The sequence below is a fragment of the Aeromonas caviae genome (assembly GCF_000819785.1).
Taxonomy (GTDB): Bacteria; Pseudomonadota; Gammaproteobacteria; order Enterobacterales; family Aeromonadaceae; genus Aeromonas; species Aeromonas caviae.
Map to the genome: position 1 here is coordinate 191,529 of NZ_CDBK01000044.1, position 18,139 is coordinate 209,667.

Consider the following 18,139-nt stretch of genomic DNA (forward strand, 5'->3'; position numbering starts at 1 on the left):
GGTGCCCGGGGCCGCCCCTGTGAGATGTGACAGTAGCCCTGGCATGAGATTCATAAGATACTCACCCGGTCCGTTTTTGCATGGGGTGGAAACGGACCATAGCGAGCGTCTTGAATCCCGGGCCGGTCCCGGGACTTTTTTTGCTCAGATGACGGCGAGCAGAGCATCCCCCGCCGGCCGGTAATGGCCCTGCAGGGGGCGATGGACGGCGCGGTCGAAACGCTCGTCCAGGTGGAAGCGGATGCCGACCCCGCGCACGGCCCCCAGATCCACCGCCTGGCGATGGCCGAGGCGCTCGATGGGCAGGCCGAGGCGACGGAAGATGCGCTCCACCGGCAGGCTGACCACGGCCACCAGCTCGCGGATCCCCTGCTCCCTGGCGAAGGCCAGCACCTCGCGGAAGATGACGCAGGTGAGTTCGCTGATACCGTTCTCCAGGCGAGGGGCCCGGTCGGCGTCGATGGCGAGGCGGGTCAGCTCCCACACGTCGTTGCCGCGCGGGGGGGCTTCGCCAGCGAGGGCGGTGGGGAAGATGCTGGGCAGCATGTAATCCTGGGCGCAGCTGAGCAGGCGGATGCAGCCGCACAGCCCCTGCTTGTCTTCAATCAGCACCCAGTGGGTGTCGGGCTTGTCGAAGTTGTCCCGCTCCAGGCCACGGCGGGATTCCACGTCCCAACCGAGTCGATCGGAGAAGACGCGGTTGCGAAATCGGTAGAGCTCGTTTTCGACCTCCCATCTGGGGTGTTCTTTCAATTTTCCTTTGAAAACAAGCATTCATGTCTCTCCATTTCATGGTTAGGCGCTATAATCCAAGGCCTTGGCCAGGGGAGGCTTGCCTATGACACGCGACCAACTGCTTGAGTACCTGGAACATTTCACGCTGGTGACCGATGGCAACCGGCTGTCCGAGCTCATCGGCCGCTTCACCCTGGGAATGGGTTACGACTACTACCGCTTCGCCCTCATCCTGCCCATGTCGATGCAAAGGCCCAAGGTGGTGCTGTTCAACCAGTGCCCCGACTCCTGGGTACAGGCCTACACCCTGAACAACATGCTGGCCTGCGATCCCATCATCCAGCTCGCCCGCAGGCAGACCCTGCCCATCTACTGGAACCGGCTGGACGAGAAGGCGCGCTTCCTGCAAGAGGGGAGCATGGATGTGATGGGGCTGGCGGCGGAATTCGGGTTGCGCAACGGCATCTCGTTCCCGCTGCACGGGGCGGCGGGGGAGAACGGCATACTCTCTTTCATCACCCGGGAGCGGGCGTCGAGCGATCTGATGCTGGAGTCCTCGCCCATCCTCTCCTGGATGTCCAACTACATCTTCGAGGCGGCGATCCGGATCGTGCGCCAGAGCATGAGGGAGGACGATCCCCAGGAGCCCCTGACGGAGCGGGAGACCGAGTGCCTGTTCTGGGCCAGCGAAGGGAAGACATCGGGGGAGATCGCCTGCATCCTCGGCATCACGGAGCGCACCGTGAACTACCACCTCAATCAGGTCACCCGCAAGACGGGGTCGATGAACCGCTACCAGGCCATCGCCAAGGGGGTGAGCAGCGGCATCCTGCTGCCGAACCTGGAGCAGGTGGTGGTCACCAACTTCCCCTCCCTGCTGCAGTGAATACAGGCCCGGCGGCACCGGCTCGTCGCCTGGCATCCCCTCTGTCGCCATCACCGCTGTCCTGCGCCGTCCCATCCTGCCGCCGATTCTCGGGGTGGGGCTGTGACCCCACAATTGTCAGATCCTGCAATTGACAACCTTCTTTGTGTGGTTTCGGCCCGGTTTTCATCAGTTTTATGAATGCATCAGAAAATGAATGAATTTCTCTGATTACCCGCACCCCCTTATAGTGCGTTTCTCTCTTTCACAGGAACGCATCCCCATGTTCGCCACCACCCTGCAAGGCTTTACCCTCGGCCTTGCCATGATCATCCCCATCGGGGCCCAGAATGCCTTCGTGCTGAGCCGGGGCATTCACCGCAACCACCACCTGCTGACGGCGACCCTCTGCTGTCTGTGCGATCTCGTGCTGATCGGCATCGGGGTGTTCGGCGGGGCCAACCTGCTGGCAGCCAGCCCGATCGGCCTGGCCCTGCTGACCTGGGGCGGCGTGCTCTTCCTCGGCTGGTTCGGGGTGCGCTCCCTGCGCAGTGCCTGGCGCGGCCAGGAGGCGGCCCTGGCGGACTCGCCCCGGTTGATGGGGGTGAAGAGCGTGCTGGCCATGACCCTCGGAGTCACTCTGCTCAATCCCCACGTCTACCTGGATACCCTGATGCTGCTCGGTTCCTTCGGCAGCCAGTTTGCCGAGGAGCTCAGACCCGCCTTCGCGGCGGGGGCCATGCTGGCTTCTCTGGTCTGGTTCTACGGACTGGCGTTCGGGGCGGCGGCGCTTTCCCCCTGGCTTGCCCGGGGCCGGGTGCAGCAAGCCATTGATCTTGTTGTAGGTCTCATCATGCTGGTGCTGGCGGCCAAGTTGGCACTGGGTGCCATATCGGCCTCATGAGGCTATTTTTGTGCCGGGCTTCATAAAAATGAGTCCCGGTGCCATCTGCTGACATATTCGTCTGTTAAATTCCCGGCGCTGGTAAAGCGTTACTCATAATAAAAGGGAAAAAACAGTGAATAACACCATGAAGCTGGGGGCTATTGCCGCCATCGTGCTGCTGTCTGCCTGCAGCAACGAGAATGACAGCAAGGCGCAGCCGGGGACCGTCTCCCTGCGCCTGATCCAGACCTCCGACATCCACTCCAACGTGCTGGGGTACGACTACTACCAGAACAAGGAGGATCGCAAGTTCGGCCTCTCCCGCACCGCCCTGCTGATCCGCGCCGCCCGCGCCGAGAACCCCAACAACCTGCTGCTCGACAACGGTGACCTCATTCAGGGCACGCCGCTGGCGGACTACATCTTCGAGCAGTCCGGTGCCGGCTACCTCGAGAAGCAGGCTCACCCGGTGTTCAAGGCGATGAACGAGCTGGGCTACGACGCGGGCAACCTGGGCAACCACGAGTTCAACTACGGCCTGGACTACCTCGGCAAGGTGCTGGCGGGAGCCGACTTCCCCTATGTGAACGCCAACGTGTTCGAGGCGGGGGCCTTCAAGCGCGATGCCAAGGGACAGATTGACTGGAGCGGCAACAAGTTCACCCCCTATCTGCTGCTGGAGCGCGAGGTGACCGATGACAAGGGCCAGCGCCAGCGCGTCAAGGTGGGCATCCTGGGGCTGACCCCGCCCCAGGTGCTGCAGTGGGACAAGCGCCATCTGGAGGGCAAGGTGGTGGTGGCCGACATGGTCGAGACCGCCAATCACTATGTGCCCGAGCTGCGCGCCAAGGGCGCCGACATCGTGGTGGTGGTGGCCCACACCGGCATCAATGCCAGCAGCTACGAGGCCATGATGGAGAACTCCGCCTGGCATCTGGCCAAGGTGAAGGGGGTGGACGCCCTGATGCTGGGCCACGCCCACAAGAACTTCCCCGGGGACTTCCCGGATCTGCCGGAGGTGGACAATAAGGCCGGTACCCTCAGCGGCATCCCCACCGTGATGCCCGGCTACTGGGGCAACCACCTCGGCATCATCGACCTCAAGCTGGAACAGGTGGACGGCAAGTGGCAGGTGAAGCAGAGCCAGGCCAGCCTGCGCAAGATAGACGCCAGCGAGGGCAGTGCGGTGGATCAGCGGGTGGTGGACCTGGTGCAGGCGGATCACGACGCCACCAACCAGTGGCTGGACGAGCCGCTCGGCAAGATCACCTCCCCCATCCACAGCTTCTTCGCCCTGGTGCAGGACGACCCCTCGGTGCAGCTGGTGAGCGATGCCCAGCGCCGCCACGCGGAGCAGTTGCAACAAGACGGCCTGCTCAAGGAGTCCTACCCCATCCTGTCGGTGGCGGCCCCCTTCCGTGGCGGTCGCAACGGCATCAACGACTTCACCTACGTGGCCCAGGGTGACATCTCCCTGCGCAACGTCTCCGACCTTTACATCTATCCGAACACCCTGCAGGTGGTCGAGGTGAACGGGGCCACCGTCAAGGAGTGGCTGGAGATGAGCGCTGGCCAGTTCAACCAGATCGACACCGGCAAGACAGAGGTGCAGTGGCTGGTGAACGAGAGCTTCCCCACCTACAACTTCGATGTGATTGACGGGGTCAACTACGAGGTGGACATCACCCAGCCGGCCCGCTACAGCAAGGACGGGGTCAAGGTGAGCGACGGCCAGCGCATCAGCGGCCTCACCTTCAACGGCCAGCCCGTGGACCCGGCCCAGAAGTTCTACGTGGTGACCAACAACTACCGCGCCAGCGGCGGCGGCCACTTCCCGGGCATCGACGGCAGCAACATCGTCCATGAAGATCCCTTCGAGACGCGGGAGATCATCGCCCAGTACCTGAAGGCCCAGTCTGCGGACAACCCGGCCGGCTTCAGCCCGGCGGCCAACAACAACTGGCACATGAAGGCCCTGCCCGCCAACGTGGACGTGCGCCTCTACTCCTCGCCGACCGACGAGGCCAAGGCCCTGGCGGGGGCGGATCTGTCGTACCAGTCCACCCTGCCGATGGATGACGCCAAGCACCCCGGCTACGCCATCTACCGCCTGATCCGCCAGTAAGGCAGACGCTGGCAGCCAACAAAAAAGCCCTCGCAGTGCGAGGGCTTTTTCATGGGGCGTGGTGCCATCCTGTCCTGTCGTCTGGACTTGCCCGGTCGACGGGGCGAGAGGGCATCAGTAGTAGCCGGGATCGTCCGGATTGGGGCGGGTCTTGAAGCGGCGGTGCAGCCACATGTACTGCTCCGGCGCCTTGCGCACGGCGGCTTCAATCTCGCGATTGGCGCGGCTGGCATCCGCCATGTCGTCACCGCTCGGGTAGTCCGCGAGCGGGGCCCCGATATGCAGGGTGTAGCCCTCCCGGGTGCGGATGTTGTAGCAGGGCAGGGTGACGGTGTTCTTCACCCGGGCCAGGGTGGCGGTACCCGTGATGGTGGCGGCCTGCTCCACCGCGAAGTAGGGCACGAAGACGCTGGCATGGCTGCCGTAGTCGTGATCCGGTGCATACCAGAGGGCGTCGCCGTTGCGCAGCGCCTTGATCATCCCCTTCACGTCCATCCGGTCCACCAGGTATTTGTTGGAGGCGCAGCGACCGTGGTACTGGGCGTACTCCAGCACCGGATTGGTGTTGGGGCGATAGACGCCGACCCCGGGGCGCACCAGGCCGAAGCAGCGGGCATTGAGCTCAAGGGTGAGGAAGTGGCAGGAGAGCAGCAGCATCCCCTGGCCCTTCTCCATGGCGTTGATGACGTGCTCTTCCCCTTCCACCTTCATCAGGCGGCGCATCCGCCAGTCTGGCCAGAACCAGGCCATGCCCACCTCGAAGATGGCGCAACCCACGCTCTCGAAGTTCTGCACCAGGAGGGCTTCGCGCTCATCCCGGCTGAGTTCGGGCATCGCCAGCTCCAGGTTGCGGCGGGCAATCTTGACGCGGGATTTCAGCAGCTTGCGGGCCAGGGTGCCGAGCTGGCGGCCCAGCCACATCTGACTGCGCCAGGGCAGCAACACCAGCAGCCAGAGCAGGGAGAGGCCCAGCCAGCTCCCCCAGTAACGGGGATGGAACAGACGGGGTTCGAGGCGGGGAGCGTGTTCTTGGGCCATGAAGAGTCTCTTGTTCGCAAAGGCAAAGGGGGGAGTCCGACCGAACCGGGGGGCCTGTGTGGGGTGGCCCGGCGCGGATGCGGTCACTCGCATGTGGAGGATTCTATCCGAAAAGCGGGGGCGGGCGCGAATCGCCGTCATCTGGTCAGAGGGGGCGTCAGGGGGCAGGGCCGTGCTTTTTTCACGCCCCGGAAAAGAGTGTGATAAAATCGGCCGCTGAATTTTTCAGGTTTTGAGAGCCGATACAGATGAAAATCACCCTGCCCGAGTTTGAAAAAGCCCGCATCCTGGTCGTTGGCGATGTCATGTTGGATCGCTACTGGCATGGCCCTACCGGCCGGATCTCCCCCGAGGCACCGGTCCCCGTGGTCAAGGTCGAGCACATCGAGGAGCGTCCGGGCGGCGCCGCCAACGTGGCGCTCAACTCCGCCGCCCTCGGCGCCCAGGCCGTGCTGCTGGGCCTGACCGGTCAGGATGAAGCCGCCGATGCCCTCGCCAGCCAGATGGCCGGGGTCAAGGTGGCCTGTGATTTCGTGCGCCTGACCGACTATCCGACCATCACCAAGCTGCGGGTGCTGTCCCGCAACCAGCAACTGCTGCGCCTCGACTTCGAAGAGGCCTTCCACGACGTGGATGCCAGCCTGCTGATGGGCAAGGTGGAGCAGGCGCTGCCCCAGGCGGACGTGATGATCCTCTCCGACTACGGCAAGGGCGCCCTCAACGATGTGCCCGGCATGATCCGGCGTGCCCGCGCCGCCGGCATCCCCGTGCTGGTCGACCCCAAGGGGACCGATTTCGAGAAGTACCGCGGTGCCACCCTGCTGACCCCCAACATGTCCGAGTTCGAGGCCGTGGTGGGTAAGGTGAAGGGGGAAGAAGATCTGGTCGCCAGGGGGCTGGAGCTGGTCAAGCGCTTCGAGCTGGACGCTCTGCTGGTCACCCGTTCCGAGAACGGCATGACCCTGATCCGCGAAGGGCAGCCCGAGCTGCACCTGCCGGCCCAGGCCCACGAGGTCTATGACGTCACCGGTGCCGGTGACACCGTCATCTCCACCCTGGCGACTTCCCTTGCCGCGGGCAAGAGTCTGGACGAGGCCTGCGCCCTGGCCAACACCGCCGCCGGTATCGTGGTCGGCAAGTTGGGGACCTCCACCGTGAGCCCGGTGGAGCTGGCCAACGCCCTCTACACCGAGCAGGAGACCGGTTTTGGCGTCATGTCCGAGGCCCAGCTCAAGGTGGCCGTCCAGGCCGCCCGTCTGCGCGGCGAGAAGGTGGTGATGACCAACGGCTGCTTCGACATTCTGCACGCGGGTCATGTCTCCTATCTGGCCAATGCGGGCAAGCTGGGGGATCGCCTGATCGTGGCGGTGAACACCGACGAGTCCGTGCGTCGCCTCAAGGGGCCGGGTCGCCCGGTCAACCCGACCGAGCGCCGTATGACTGTGCTGGCGGCCCTGGGTGCCGTGGACTGGGTGGTCCCCTTCAGCGAAGACACTCCCCAGCGTCTGATCGCCGAGATCCTGCCAGACCTCCTGGTCAAGGGGGGCGACTACAAGCCCGAAGAGATCGCCGGTTACGCCGAGGTGACCGCCAATGGCGGCGAGGTGCGGGTGCTGAACTTCGAGGACGGCTGCTCCACCACCGACATCATCAAGACCATCCGCGAGCGCGGATAAGCGTAAAACCCGGCCAAGGCCGGGTTTTTTGATGGGGCTGCCGGGTCGGTGACATGGCCGTTGCCTGGCAGGCCCCGACCAACGCACTTCCAGCGGCGAACAGAGATGAAAAAGGCGACCCCGGGGTCGCCTTTTCTCATGGTGTGCGCCTGGCTCAGGACTTCTTGGTGACCTGGGCGGCGGGCATCAGACCCTGGTTCACCTCTTCCAGATCCTTCTGCTCCAGGATGCCGGCGGCCTGCTTGAGGGAGAGGATGCTGAGGATGTAGTTGTAGCGGGCCTCGGAGAGCTTCTGCTTGGCCTGATACAGCTTGCGGGTGGAGTCCAGCACGTCGACGATGGTGCGGGTGCCCACCTCGTAACCGGCCTCGGTCGCCTTCAGGGCGCTGTCGGCGGAGATGACGGACTGGCTGTAGGCGCGGACCGAGCCGATGCTGGCGTTCACGTTGTTGTAGGAGGAGCGGACCGTGCTCTGCACCGAGCGGAAGCTGCGCTCGAGCTGTTCGCTGGCGGCCACGTAGTTGAACTGTGCCTGCTTGACCTGGGAAGTGGTGGCCCCGCCGGTGTAGATGGGCAGCTTGAAGTTCAGGCCGATGTTGCCCTGATTGCTGTTGCTCTCGGGGTTGCGGATCTCGTCCTTGTAATCGTTGTAACCGGCGTTCAGGCCGGCGCCCAGATCCAGGGTCGGTTCATGACCGGTCTTGGCCAGATCGATCTGCTCCTTGGCGATGTCCTTGCCGATGCGGGCGCTGTGCAGCTCCAGGTTCTTGTCCAGGGCCAGTTCCAGCCACTTGTCGGAGTTGAACGCGGTCTTCTGCGGGCTGAAGCGATCGGTGTTGAGCACGTCCAGTTGACGGTGGTCGATACCGGTCAGCTCGCGCAGGCTCTCGTAGCTGTTGTCCAGGGTGTTCTCGGCATTGATCTCGTCCGCCAGCGCCTGATCGCGCTCGGCCTCGGCCTCGTGCACGTCGGTGATGGCGGTCAGGCCCACTTCAAAGCGCTGCTGGGTCTGTTCAAGCTGACGCTCGACCGCGGTCTTGTTGGCACGCACGAATTCCAGGGTATCCATGGCCTTGAGCACGTCGAAGTAGGCCTGGGCGGTACGCAGCATCAGGTTCTGGTACTCGAGGTTGTAGGCCACGTCGGACTGGGTGGCGCTCTTCTCGGTCAGATCCAGGTTGACCCAGTTGCTGCGACGGTAGATGGATTGATCCAGGGTCACGGAGCCGGTAGCGCCCGTGTTGGTCATGGTGTCGTTCTTGTTTTGCAGGTAGTTCAGGCCGGCGCCCAGGTTGATCTGGGGCAGCAGGGCTGCACGGGATTCGTTGATCTTCTCGAAGGCCTGGTCCCGCTTGGCCTTGGATTCCAGCAGCTGGGTGTCCTTGATCTGGGCCTGTTGGTAAATATCGAGCAGGTTTTCGGCATGAGCGGCGCCGCTCACACCCAGCATCACCATGACTGACAAGAGTGTTCTTTTCATATGATAGTTTTAACCTTTTGTATCAACCCAAAGCTGTCCGCTGGATGAAGGGGGGATTGTCACCGACCAAGCTTGATTTCAGCTTAACCACTCTACTATAAGCAGATTTCATTGCGAACTGTCTCTTTTCCAGCTGCGGAAACGTCAAGGTCCGGGGCGAGTTTTCTCGGCAACGCGCCTAGCCAAATGCCCTGTGGCTGCTAAAATCCTTCCCTCATCGTCGGCGAGAGCGAGTGAATGAATGTTCATTCATGCCCCCGAATATTATGGTCAAACCAAGCCAAGTCAAGCTGGCAGGAGTCTCGAATGTCACAGCAAGCCTTGCCTCAAACCTGCCACTACTCCAGCGATGATGTGAAAATCATTGAAAAATCAGCTGGATATAATGGCTTCTTCAAGGTGAATGTCTACCGCCTGCAACACAGGCTGTTTGCCGGTGGCTGGAACGCCCCCATCGTCCGGGAACTGTTCGAACGTGGCCATGCCGCCGCCCTGCTGCCTTATGATCCGGTGCGGGACGAGATCGTGCTGGTGGAGCAGTTTCGCATCGGCGCCATGGAGACCAGCGCCACCCCCTGGTTGCTGGAGCTGGTGGCCGGCATCATCGATGAAGGGGAGACCGCCGAGGCAGTGGTGCGGCGCGAAGCGGTGGAAGAGGCAGGGATCGAGGTGGGACGCTGCGAACACGCCATCAGCTATCTGGTGAGCCCGGGTGGCAGCACCGAGCGCATCGAGGTGTTCGTGGGCGAGGTGGATGCCAGTCAGGCCAAGGGGATCCACGGTCTGGCGGAAGAGGGGGAAGACATCCGGGTCCACGTGGTGAGCCGCGAGCAGGCCTATGCCTGGCTCAAAGAGGGGCGCATCGACAATGCCGCCTCCGTCATCGCCCTGCAGTGGCTAGCTCTGAACCACGGCGAGCTGCGGGCACGCTGGCTGGCGGGGCGCTGAGGTGACGTTCGTTCAGACCCGGGTCAGGTGCCCTGTGTCCGACTGGAGCACTGTGCAGTGGGTCCACCCTTCATGGACCCTGATTGAGGGAGCCGCGACATGTCATTAGTCCAGAGCCCGATGAAGCGCTATGTGCCTGATTTGATGTCCTTGCAGCGTACCTGCGAGGTCAATTACATGGCGCTGATGAAACTGTTGCCGCCCGGCGGCAGCGTGGGTGCTGAGCGCCGCTATCAGGTCGGCAACGGCCTGCAGTTCCAGCTCACGGTGACCGAGGAGAGCCGCTTCACCAGCCAGGTGATCCTGGCCCAGCACAACCCCGAATTGCCGAGCTACTTGCAAGCCCGGATAGAGATTCGTTTGTATCATGATGTGCGAATGGCGGAAGTGTGTGCGGCGCAACAGATTTCAATGTTGCAACCACGTTATGATTATCCCAATCAAAAAATGCATCACAGGGATGAAAAGGAGCAGGTAAATCTATTCTTGGCCGATTGGTTGAGATTTTGTCTCAAACACGGCACCAGCCTGATTAACATCCTCTAGTCGAACCCATAAAAAAGAAGCGTGATTTTGGAAACAGAGCTACCTCAGGCGCCGGACGGCAGTGTGCGCCTGTTACAGATTACCGATACCCATCTCTTCGCCAGTGCTGAGGGGCGGCTGCTGGCCGTGCCCACGGCGCAGAGTCTGGCCGCCGTGCTGGAGCGGGTGCAGGCCAACGAGCACCCGTTCGATCTCATCCTCGCCACCGGGGATCTTTCCCAGGATCACAGCCCGGAGTCCTACCAGCGCTTCGCCTCCATGATGGCGCCCCTGGCTCGCCCCATCTACTGGTTGCCCGGCAACCACGACGACGGCCCCCTGATGACCGAATACCTCCATGCGGCCGGCATCAGCGAGGCCAAGCAACTGGTAGGCGAGCACTGGCAGGTGATCCTGCTGGATACCCAGGTGCGCGGCAAACCCCACGGGGTGCTGGGGGATCACCAGCTGGCGGCCCTGGATCAGGCCCTGCGCCAGCATCCCGAGCGCCACGCCCTCATCGCCCTGCACCATCAGGCGGTGCCGGTGGGCTGCGCCTGGCTGGATCAGCACAACCTCAAGAATGCCGACGACCTGTTCGCCGTGCTGGCCCGCCACCCGCAGCAGAAGACCATCCTGTTCGGCCACGTCCATCAGGAGTTTGACGAGGTGCACCACGGAGTGCGGCTCATCGCCAGCCCCTCTACCTGCATCCAGTTCAAGCCGCTCTCCGACGGTTTCGCACTGGACGAATCCGGCCCGGGCTGGCGCTATCTCACCCTGCACCCGGATGGCCGGGTGGCGAGTCAGGTGTGGCGCCTGCCGCTGGGGCAGTTCGTGCCCGACCCCAATGCCACCGGTTACTGAGGCGTTGCCATGAAGCCCGTCCTGCTCTATCTGCACGGTTTCAATTCATCCCCCGGCTCGGCCAAGGCGCAGCAGATGGCGGCCTGGGTGGCAGAGAACAGGCCCGATATCGAGGTGGTGATCCCGGCCCAGCCCAACACCCCGGCGGCCGCCTGGGCTGCCATCGAGCAGGCCATCGCCGACCTGAAGGCCCGCCACGGTAGCGCCCTGCGACTGGGCGCCGTGGGCAGCTCCCTCGGTGGCTTCATGGCCACGAGAGTGAGCGAGATGTACGGTTGCCGCGCTGCCCTCATCAACCCGGCGGTGCGCCCCCACGAGCTGCTCTGCGACTACCTCGGCCCCCAGACCAACCCCTACAGCGGCGAACGCTATGAACTGCTGCCTGTGCACATGGACGAGCTGAGAGCGCTGGCGGTGCCGGTGACTGCCCCCGAGCGGCTCTGGGTGCTGCAACAGCAGGAGGACGAGGTGCTCGACTATCGCAAGGCGCTGGACGAATACCGCTTTGCCCGTCTCTCCCTGGAGTGTGGCGGCGATCACGCCTTCACAGGCTTCGAGCGCTACCCCGCCCAGATCGTCCGTTTCCTCGGGCTCTAGCCATGCAACCGCCGTTGGCCGCCTTCCTCGAACAGGTGCTGGCCACGGCCCAGGCGGGGCTCACCTACTCCCGGGATCCCTTCGACATCGCCCGCTTCGAGGCGCTGCGAGCGGCCACGGTGACGCTCATCGCCAGCCAGAGCGAGCTGGCTCCCGATGCCATCGGCGACTGGATTGCCCTCGACAGTGGCTATCCCACCCCCAAGCTCGATGTGCGGGCCTTCATTCAGAACGACGCGGGCCATATCCTGCTGGTGCAGGAGCGCAGTGACGGTTGCTGGACCCTGCCGGGGGGCTGGTGCGACATCGGCGATTCGCCTGCGGACGCCGTGGTGCGGGAAGTGAGCGAGGAGACCGGCCTCGCCTGTCGGGCGGTGCAACTGCTGGCCCTGTTCGACAAGCTCAAGCATCCCCATCCCCCGCAGTTGCCCCACGCCCACAAGGCCTTCTTCCTGTGCGAGGTGACGGGCGGCGCTCTGCTTACCGACACCGATGAAACCAAAGGGGCGGGGTACTTCCCCATCGACGCCTTGCCCGAACTCTCCCGCCACCGGGTGGTGGCGTCCCAGTTGCGCACCCTGCATGACCATCTGTCGCAGGGGCGGGGGGATACCCTGTTCGATTAACCGGTTCGCAGCCTGACACTGCGGCAAGGAGGCAGCATGATCACACGCATCGGCAATACCCCCATCCAGAAGAAACACAAGGCGAGCTGCCACTGCGGCGCCGTGGTGCTGGAGCTGACCCTGCCGGATGGCGTGGTGGATCCGCGCCGCTGCGACTGCTCCTTCTGTCGGCGGCGAGGGGCCATCGTCGCCTCGGTGCCGCTCTCCGGCATCCGCATCCTGCAAGGGGAGGCGGCGCTTCGCTGCTACCAGTTCAACACCCGCACCGCGAAACACTACTTCTGCAGCGTCTGCGGCATCTACACCCATCACCAGCGCCGATCCAATCCGGCGGAATATGGCTACAACCTCGCCTGTCTGGAGGGGGTCAACCCGTTCGATCTGGGAGAGGTGCCGACCCGCGACGGGGTGCATCACCCGGCAGATACCGTAGCCGATTGAACGCGAGGTGAGTGCCCGACGGGTGGCGGGGAGGACGGGCGAGGCGTTGCCGCGTCACTCCCGTGACGACATCTCAGGGGGTCATCTGCTTGTGTAGCCCCCGCCATGGCTGTGTTAACCTTGCCCTGTCCGTCTCCCGGCGGACCCCGGCCTCTCTCTTCATTCCATCTCTGCCAACAGGGGGCACACCCGTGACGACTGCTTCAGCGCTGCCGGATCTGATCCTCGGGGCCTCGCTCTACTTTCCGCCCCTGTTCAAGGCCGTGCTGCTCGGCCTGCTGGGCTGGCTGCCGCTGCACCATCTGCTGCGGGACTGGCTCTACGGCGGCGAGGTCTGGCACCCCCTGCTGATGGATCTCTCCCTCTTCATCCTCGCCGTCAGCGGCGCCCTATGGATATTGCTACATGGCTAAATCACCCCTTGCGACCCTCAAATACTTCTCCACCCTGCTGGTCTTTGCCCTGGCGCTGGTGTCGCTCTGGTGGCTGTGGAACGACTACATGCAGGGTCCCTGGACCCGGGATGGCAAGGTGAGGGCCGAGCTGGTCAGCATCACGCCCCAGGTGTCGGGCAAGATCGTCAGGATAGGGGTCAAGGACAACCAGCTGGTGAAGACGGGGGACCTGCTCTTCACCCTGGATCCCGAGCCCTATCGCATCGCGCTGGACAACGCCAGCGCGGCCCTGGCCAAGGCCAGGTCGGATCTCGACAAGGCGGAGCACGAGGCGAACCGTCGCCAGAGCCTCTCCCGCACTGTCATCTCCGCCGAGGCGGTGGATGAATCCAGGCTCAATGCCCAGGCGATGAAGGCGGCCTATGAGGTGGCCCAAGCCAATCTGGAGCAGGCCAGATGGTCCCTTGCCCGGACCGAGGTCCATGCCGCGAGCGACGGCTACATCACCAATCTGCAGGCCAGGGTCGGCAACTACGCCACCGCCGGGGTGCCCCTGGTGGCCCTGATAGACACCCACTCCTTCTATGTGCAGGGCTATTTCGAAGAGACCAAGCTCAGGCACATCGCCCCCGGCAAACCGGCCGAGGTGGTGCTCTACAGCGGGGATCGGGTACTCAGGGGGGAGGTGGAAAGCATAGGGCGCGCCATTCACGATCAGAGCCTGGAAGGCAGCGAGGGGCTGCTGCTCGACGTCAAGCCGAACGTGCCCTGGGTGCGCCTGGCCCAGCGGGTGCCGGTGCGGATCAGGCTGCTGGCGATTCCCCCGGATCTGGTCTTGATCGCGGGCACGACCTGTACCATCACCATAGGGGACTAGAGTGATCCTCTCGCTCTGGCGCCAGACCCCCTGGGGCAAGGCCAACGGCGGCCAGTGGCGCTACGCCCTGCGCAATACCCTGGCCATGTGCCTGTCACTCTGGCTGGCGTTCGTGCTGCAACTCGACTCCCCCTACTGGGCCATGACCTCCGCCGCCGTGGTGAGCTTTCCCACCGTGGGGGGCGTCATCAGCAAGAGCCTGGGGCGGGTGATGGGCAGCCTCATCGGCGCCATGGCGGCGGTGATGATCACCGGCCTTGGCATCGGTGATCCCTGGCTCTTCAGCCTGCTTATCGCCCTCTGGCTGGGGGGTTGCACCTACATCTCCAACCACCATCAGAACAACGTCTCCTACGGTTTCGCCCTGGCGGGCTATACCGCCGCCATCATCGCCTTCTCCTGCGTCAACCTGACCGACCCGCAACATATCTTCGACATCGCCCAGGCCCGGGTGAGCGAGGTGATCGTCGGCATCCTCTGCGGCGGCCTGATGATGATGATCCTGCCGAGTTTCTCCGATGGCGAGACTCTGCTGGACTCCCTTGGCAAGAGCCAGACCCGGCTGCTGGAACATGCCCAGCTGCTCTGGCTCGGGGAGACGGGCGCCGATGTGCGCACCGCCCACGAGGGGGTGATCGGTCAGATCCTCACCCTGAACGTGCTGCGCATCCAGGCCGTCTGGAGCCACCACCGCCTGCGTCGCCACAACCAGTTGCTGAACTATCTGCTCCATCGCCAGCTGAGGATGGTCAGCCTCATCTCGGGGCTGCGCCGCATGCAGCAACACTGGCCAGAGGACGCCGTCGACCCGGCCCCCATGCTGGCCGCCGTGCTGCGGGAGCTGGGACAGGGGGGCTGCGACAAGCTGCGCATTGCCCGCCTGATGGCGCCCTTCGTGGCCCGTTCGGGGGATGATTATCGCTGTCAGGCCTTCTGGCTGCGGCTGCGCCACTTCTGCTGGAGCTACCTGGAGTGTCAGCGCTGGCTGGAAAGGCTGGCCCGCCACGATGGCCAGGAGTGGCCGGCGCCGCCGCGCCACAGCTCTCTGACCAGCCACACCGACGGCCTGGAGGCGGCCTACAACGGGGGGCGTACCTTCCTCTGCGTGATGCTGGGCTGCACCTTCTGGATCCACAGCCAGTGGGATGCGGGCGCTGCGGCCCTGACCCTGCTCGCCATCTGCTGCGTGCTCTATTCCGCCACCCCGGCCCCGGCCAAGGGGGCCCAGACCATGCTCAAGGCCATCGTGCTGCTCAGCTTTATCTGCTTCGGGGTCAAGTTCGGGCTGATGATCCGCATCGACGACTTCTGGATCTTCTGCGCCCTGCTGTTCCCCGCTCTCATCACCCTGCAACTGCTGAAATTGCAGCGACCCCAGGGGGCGGCGCTCTGGGGCCAGCTCATCGTGCTGCTCGGCTCCTTCCTCGCCATCACCAATCCGCCGAGCTACGACTACCTCGCCTTCGTCAACAGCAGCCTTGCCCAGGCACTGGGGGTGATGAGCGCAGGGCTGGCGTTCCAGCTGCTGCGACCTAGCTCGGATCGGCGCAAGAGCCGCCGCCTGATGCATCGTCTGCGGCGTGATTTCGTGGACCAGCTGGCCCCGGCCCCGCAGCAGAGCGAGGGGGAGTTTGAATCCCGGGTCTATCACGCGGTGAGCCAGCTCAGCCAGAGTCAGGATCAGGGGGCCCGGCTCTGGGTGCTGCGCTGGGGCGTGGTGCTGCTCAATTGCAGCCACATCGTCTGGCAGCTCAGGCTCTGGCGCAGCCGGGATCCGGCCCTCTATCTGGTGCGGGACGGCTGTCTGCGCTGCCTGAAAGGCATTCTGACCGAAGGGGGCGTGCAGCACGAGACCCTGGGGCGCACCCTGGCGGAGCTGGACCGCATCAGCCAGGGGCTGGGGGAACATGCAGACCCGGCGGCCCGGGCTCTGGCGGGGCTGGTGTGGCGACTCCACTGCTCCCTCTCCCAGCTTGTGCAGGCCCTGCCCGGGGAACCCGCCTGATCCCGGGCGGGGAGGCCGGAGCCCCTCTGGATCACCCTTTGCGAGCGCCCCATTTGTCCCGGGCCCTCCCAGCGAGTAAGATTCCCCCCAAACGTCAATTCGCAAGGCCCTCCATGTCCACTCAATACAATGCGGATGCCATTGAGGTCCTCAATGGCCTTGAACCGGTGCGTCGCCGCCCCGGCATGTACACCGACACCACCCGGCCCAATCACCTCGGCCAGGAGGTCATCGACAACAGCGTCGACGAGGCGCTGGCGGGTCACGCCCGCAATCTGGAGGTGATCCTGCACGAGGATCAGTCCCTCGAGGTGATCGACGACGGTCGCGGCATGCCGGTGGACATCCACCCGGAGGAAGGGGTCTCCGGCGTGGAGCTGATCCTCTGCAAGCTGCACGCGGGGGGCAAGTTCTCCAACAAGAACTATCAGTTCTCCGGCGGCTTGCACGGGGTGGGGATCTCCGTGGTGAACGCCCTCTCCGATCGGGTCGAGGTGACGGTGCGCCGGGACGGCCAGGTCTATGACATCGCCTTCGAGCGGGGCGACAAGGTGTCTGATCTGACCATCACCGGCACCTGCGGCCGTCGCAACACCGGCACCCGGGTGCGCTTCTGGCCAGAGGCGCGCTACTTCGATTCGCCGCGCTTCTCGGTCTCCAAGCTCGAGCACCTGCTCAAAGCCAAGGCCGTGCTCTGCCCGGGCCTCACCATCAAGTTCCTCGACAAGAACACCGGCATCAAGTTGGAGTGGTGCTATGAAGACGGCCTCAAGGATTACCTCATCGATGCGGTCAAGCAGTTCACCTGCCTGCCGGAGCAGCCCTTCGTCGGCTCTTTCAGCTCCGAGCAGTCGGCGGTGGACTGGGCCCTGTGCTGGTTGCCGGAAGGGGGCGAGTGCCTCGCCGAATCCTATGTGAACCTCATTCCCACCGCGCTCGGTGGCACTCATGTCAACGGCCTGCGCCAGGGGCTGCTCGACGCCATGCGCGAGTTCTGCGAGTTCCGCAACCTCTTGCCCCGCGGGGTCAAGCTCACCCCGGAAGACATCTGGGATCGCTGCGCCTACATCCTCTCCATCAAGATGCAGGACCCGCAGTTTGCCGGCCAGACCAAGGAGCGACTGTCGTCCCGCCAGAGCTCGGCCTTCGTGTCGGGCGTGGTGAAGGATGCCTTCAGCCTTTACTTGAACAGCAACACCGAGCTGGCCGAACAGCTGGCGGAGCTCTGCATCTCCAGCGCCCAGCGCCGGATGCGCGCCGCCAAGACGGTGGTGCGCAAGAAGATAACGCAAGGCCCGGCCCTGCCCGGCAAGCTCACCGACTGCGGCTGCGCCGATCCCATGCAGGGGGAGCTCTTCCTGGTGGAGGGTGACTCCGCGGGCGGCAGTGCCAAGCAGGCGCGCGACCGCGAGTTTCAGGCCATCATGCCGCTTCGCGGCAAGATCCTGAACACCTGGGAGGTGGAGGCCGGTCAGGTGCTCGCCTCGCAAGAAGTGCACGACATCTCGGTGGCCATCGGGCTTGACCCCGACTCCGACGACCTCTCCGGCCTGCGCTACGGCAAGGTGTGCATCCTGGCGGATGCGGACTCGGACGGTCTGCACATCGCCACCCTGCTCTGCGCCCTCTTTGTGAAGCACTTCCGCACGCTGGTGGAGAAGGGCCATGTCTATGTGGCCATGCCGCCCCTCTATCGTATCGACATCGGCAAGGAGGTCTTCTATGCCCTCGACGAGGACGAGAAGAACGGCGTGCTGCAACGGGTCGAAGCCGAGAAGAAGAAGGGCAAGGTGATGGTGACCCGATTCAAGGGGCTGGGTGAGATGAACCCCAAGCAGTTGCGAGAAACCACCATGGATCCCAACACCCGCCGTCTGGTGCAGCTCACCATGGGCGCGGAAGGGGGGGCAGAAGGGGAAGATGGGGACGAGACCCTGCAACTGATGGACATGCTGCTGGCCAAGAAGCGCGCTGGTGATCGTCGCGAATGGCTGGAAGAGAAGGGCAACCTCGCCATCATCTAAAGCGAGTCGCAAGTACCCCACCCTGGCCC

17 protein-coding genes are annotated in these 18,139 nt (G+C 64.1%); 14 read left to right on the forward strand and 3 right to left on the reverse strand.

The window, feature by feature from the left end; translation table 11 throughout:
- Positions 1 to 144: 144 nt before the first annotated feature.
- On the reverse strand, positions 145 to 774 hold the full coding sequence (locus BN1120_RS07600) for an acyl-homoserine-lactone synthase (RefSeq protein WP_029313613.1): 630 nt from the start codon (positions 772 to 774) through the stop codon (positions 145 to 147).
- Positions 775 to 838: 64 nt separating this feature from the next.
- On the opposite strand from BN1120_RS07600, the gene BN1120_RS07605 reads away from it, so the two are divergent.
- The 3 genes from BN1120_RS07605 to BN1120_RS07615 all read left to right on the forward strand — a co-directional run bounded on the left by BN1120_RS07605 (position 839) and on the right by BN1120_RS07615 (position 4,611).
- Positions 839 to 1,621 (forward strand): LuxR family transcriptional regulator, encoded by a 783-nt coding sequence (locus BN1120_RS07605; RefSeq protein ID WP_010672766.1) that lies wholly within the window; start codon positions 839 to 841, stop codon positions 1,619 to 1,621.
- Between the two features lie 262 nt (positions 1,622 to 1,883).
- Positions 1,884 to 2,504, forward strand: coding sequence for an L-lysine exporter (gene lysE / locus BN1120_RS07610; RefSeq protein ID WP_042015435.1), 621 nt, complete (start codon positions 1,884 to 1,886; stop codon positions 2,502 to 2,504).
- 127 nt (positions 2,505 to 2,631) lie between these two features.
- The gene (locus BN1120_RS07615; protein ID WP_042015436.1) at positions 2,632 to 4,611 is read left to right on the forward strand and encodes a bifunctional 2',3'-cyclic-nucleotide 2'-phosphodiesterase/3'-nucleotidase; all 1,980 of its coding nucleotides are present in this window, start codon (positions 2,632 to 2,634) and stop codon (positions 4,609 to 4,611) included.
- A gap of 114 nt (positions 4,612 to 4,725) precedes the next feature.
- Here the strand turns inward: BN1120_RS07615 and lpxL are convergent, their stop codons facing one another.
- Positions 4,726 to 5,649 carry an LpxL/LpxP family Kdo(2)-lipid IV(A) lauroyl/palmitoleoyl acyltransferase gene (gene lpxL / locus BN1120_RS07620; RefSeq protein WP_010672769.1) on the reverse strand — a complete coding sequence of 308 codons (924 nt, stop codon included), beginning with the start codon at positions 5,647 to 5,649 and terminating at the stop codon, positions 4,726 to 4,728.
- A 248-nt stretch (positions 5,650 to 5,897) separates the two neighbouring features.
- On the opposite strand from lpxL, the gene hldE reads away from it, so the two are divergent.
- Entirely contained in the window at positions 5,898 to 7,325 is a 1,428-nt protein-coding gene (hldE, locus tag BN1120_RS07625) for a bifunctional D-glycero-beta-D-manno-heptose-7-phosphate kinase/D-glycero-beta-D-manno-heptose 1-phosphate adenylyltransferase HldE (RefSeq protein WP_039039759.1), read from the forward strand.
- A gap of 154 nt (positions 7,326 to 7,479) precedes the next feature.
- On the opposite strand, the gene tolC is transcribed toward hldE, so the two are convergent.
- Entirely contained in the window at positions 7,480 to 8,805 is a 1,326-nt protein-coding gene (tolC, locus tag BN1120_RS07630; RefSeq protein WP_029313618.1) for an outer membrane channel protein TolC, read from the reverse strand.
- A gap of 306 nt (positions 8,806 to 9,111) precedes the next feature.
- Between tolC and nudF the strand changes: the two genes are divergently transcribed.
- The 10 genes from nudF to parE all read left to right on the forward strand — a co-directional run bounded on the left by nudF (position 9,112) and on the right by parE (position 18,110).
- Positions 9,112 to 9,753: an ADP-ribose diphosphatase gene (gene nudF / locus BN1120_RS07635; RefSeq protein WP_010672772.1), complete on the forward strand. Its 642-nt coding sequence runs from the start codon at positions 9,112 to 9,114 to the stop codon at positions 9,751 to 9,753.
- Between the two features lie 99 nt (positions 9,754 to 9,852).
- On the forward strand, positions 9,853 to 10,299 hold the full coding sequence (locus BN1120_RS07640; RefSeq protein ID WP_039039758.1) for a DUF1249 domain-containing protein: 447 nt from the start codon (positions 9,853 to 9,855) through the stop codon (positions 10,297 to 10,299).
- 27 nt (positions 10,300 to 10,326) lie between these two features.
- Positions 10,327 to 11,145, forward strand: a complete 819-nt coding sequence (cpdA, locus tag BN1120_RS07645; RefSeq protein ID WP_041214382.1) for a 3',5'-cyclic-AMP phosphodiesterase — start codon at positions 10,327 to 10,329, stop codon at positions 11,143 to 11,145.
- A 9-nt stretch (positions 11,146 to 11,154) separates the two neighbouring features.
- Positions 11,155 to 11,742: a YqiA/YcfP family alpha/beta fold hydrolase gene (locus tag BN1120_RS07650; protein WP_010672774.1), complete on the forward strand. Its 588-nt coding sequence runs from the start codon at positions 11,155 to 11,157 to the stop codon at positions 11,740 to 11,742.
- A gap of 2 nt (positions 11,743 to 11,744) precedes the next feature.
- Positions 11,745 to 12,368, forward strand: a complete 624-nt coding sequence (locus tag BN1120_RS07655) for an NUDIX hydrolase (protein WP_039039755.1) — start codon at positions 11,745 to 11,747, stop codon at positions 12,366 to 12,368.
- Between the two features lie 36 nt (positions 12,369 to 12,404).
- Positions 12,405 to 12,809, forward strand: a complete 405-nt coding sequence (locus BN1120_RS07660) for a GFA family protein (protein WP_039039754.1) — start codon at positions 12,405 to 12,407, stop codon at positions 12,807 to 12,809.
- Between the two features lie 170 nt (positions 12,810 to 12,979).
- Complete coding sequence (locus BN1120_RS07665; protein ID WP_039039819.1) at positions 12,980 to 13,222, forward strand: DUF1656 domain-containing protein; 243 nt, start codon at positions 12,980 to 12,982, stop codon at positions 13,220 to 13,222.
- Complete coding sequence (locus BN1120_RS07670; RefSeq protein WP_042015437.1) at positions 13,215 to 14,081, forward strand: efflux RND transporter periplasmic adaptor subunit; 867 nt, start codon at positions 13,215 to 13,217, stop codon at positions 14,079 to 14,081. The genes BN1120_RS07665 and BN1120_RS07670 overlap by 8 nt, the downstream gene beginning before the upstream one ends.
- A 1-nt stretch (position 14,082) precedes the next feature.
- Positions 14,083 to 16,086, forward strand: coding sequence for an FUSC family protein (locus BN1120_RS07675; protein WP_042015438.1), 2,004 nt, complete (start codon positions 14,083 to 14,085; stop codon positions 16,084 to 16,086).
- A 113-nt stretch (positions 16,087 to 16,199) separates the two neighbouring features.
- Positions 16,200 to 18,110 (forward strand): DNA topoisomerase IV subunit B, encoded by a 1,911-nt coding sequence (parE, locus tag BN1120_RS07680; RefSeq protein WP_042015440.1) that lies wholly within the window; start codon positions 16,200 to 16,202, stop codon positions 18,108 to 18,110.
- The last annotated feature ends 29 nt before the right edge of the window (positions 18,111 to 18,139 follow it).